Source organism: Buchnera aphidicola (Pemphigus obesinymphae) (assembly GCF_026122815.1).
Classification (GTDB): Bacteria; Pseudomonadota; Gammaproteobacteria; order Enterobacterales; family Enterobacteriaceae; genus Buchnera_C; species Buchnera_C aphidicola_BJ.
Genome location: NZ_JAIWQW010000030.1, coordinates 1 through 1,598, shown reverse-complemented (window position 1 = coordinate 1,598; position 1,598 = coordinate 1). Strand labels below are relative to the sequence as shown.

The following is a 1,598-nucleotide window of genomic DNA, read 5'->3' as shown; positions in this document are numbered from 1 at the left end:
AATTTCTTAAATTATTGAGAGAATTATAAAGGTATGCATTTAAATTCTAGTGAGATTAGTGAATTAATTAAAAAACGTATAGCTCAATTTAAGATAGTTAACGAAGTGTATAATGAAGGTACTATTATTTCAGTCAGTGACGGAATTATAAAAATTTATGGTTTGTCTAACGTTATGCAAGGAGAAATGATTTTACTACCTGGTAACGAATACGCAATTGCTTTGAATTTAGAAAAAGATACTGTTGGTGCTATCGTTATGGGTCCTTATACCCATATAACAGAAAACACAAAAGTAAAGTGTACAGGTCGTATTTTAGAAGTTCCGGTAGGAGAAAAATTTTTAGGAAGAGTAGTAAATGCCCTTGGACAACCTATTGATGGAAAAGGTGTTATTAAAAATGACATTTTTTCTCCTGTTGAAGTAAATGCACCAGGTGTAATAGATAGAATATCGGTTACTAAACCTATTTTAACAGGTTATAAAGCTATAGATGCAATGGTTCCTATTGGTTGTGGACAAAGAGAATTAATTATCGGAGATCGCCAAACAGGAAAAACTGCTTTGGCTATAGATACGATTATTAATCAAAATAAATCGGGGATTCGATGTATTTATGTATCTATAGGTCAAAAAAATTCGACTGTAGCCAATGTTGTAAAAAAATTGGAAAATTATGGAGCTTTATCTAATACAATAGTGATTGTAGCTTCTGCATCCGAAGCTGCTTCATTACAATATTTAGCACCATATTCTGGTTGCGCAATGGGTGAATATTTTCGAAATATCGGTAAAAATGCTTTAATCGTTTACGATGATTTATCTAAACATGCTATTGTTTATCGGCAGATATCTTTATTATTAAGACGTCCGCCAGGAAGAGAAGCTTTTCCTGGAGATATTTTTTATTTACATTCTCGATTATTAGAAAGATCAGCTTGCGTTAATGAAACATTTGTTGAAAATTTTACTAAAGGAAAGATACAAGGTAAACAAGGTTCTTTAACAGCTTTACCTATTATTGAAACTCAAGGTGGTGATGTATCTGCTTTTGTTCCTACTAATGTTATTTCTATTACCGACGGACAGATTTTTTTAGAATCTAATTTATTTAATTCTGGAATTCGTCCTGCTGTTAATCCCGGAATCTCTGTATCTCGTGTTGGTAGTGCTGCACAAAGTAACATAATTAAAAAATTATCTAATGGAATTCGAACTGCTCTTGCTCAGTATCGAGAATTAGCATCCTTTTCTCAATTTTCTTCTGATTTAGATGAAATTACGAGAAAACAATTAATTTATGGTAAAAAATTAACCGAATTATTAAAGCAAAAACAATATTGTCCATTATCCATAGCTGAACAATCAGTAGTTTTTTTTGCTGCAGATAGAGGATTCCTTGATAGTATTGAATTAGAAAAAATTTCTGATTTTGAAGAATCTATATTAAATTATTTTAATCGAAAACATTCAAATTTAATAAAAAAAATTAATGAAGATAAAACGTTAACTAAAAATATAGAACAAACGTTAATATTATTAATATCAGAATTTAAGTCTACTCAATGTTGGTAGTTATTTTAAAATACTATGTATTT

At 29.8% G+C, this 1,598-nt stretch carries 1 protein-coding gene; it reads left to right on the top strand.

Annotated elements, in window-relative coordinates; genetic code table 11:
- Window positions 1-33 precede the first annotated feature (33 nt).
- A complete protein-coding gene (gene atpA / locus LDP10_RS02850; RefSeq protein ID WP_265197239.1) occupies window positions 34-1,575 on the top strand; it encodes a F0F1 ATP synthase subunit alpha in 1,542 nt (513 codons plus the stop codon).
- Window positions 1,576-1,598: the final 23 nt, after the last annotated feature.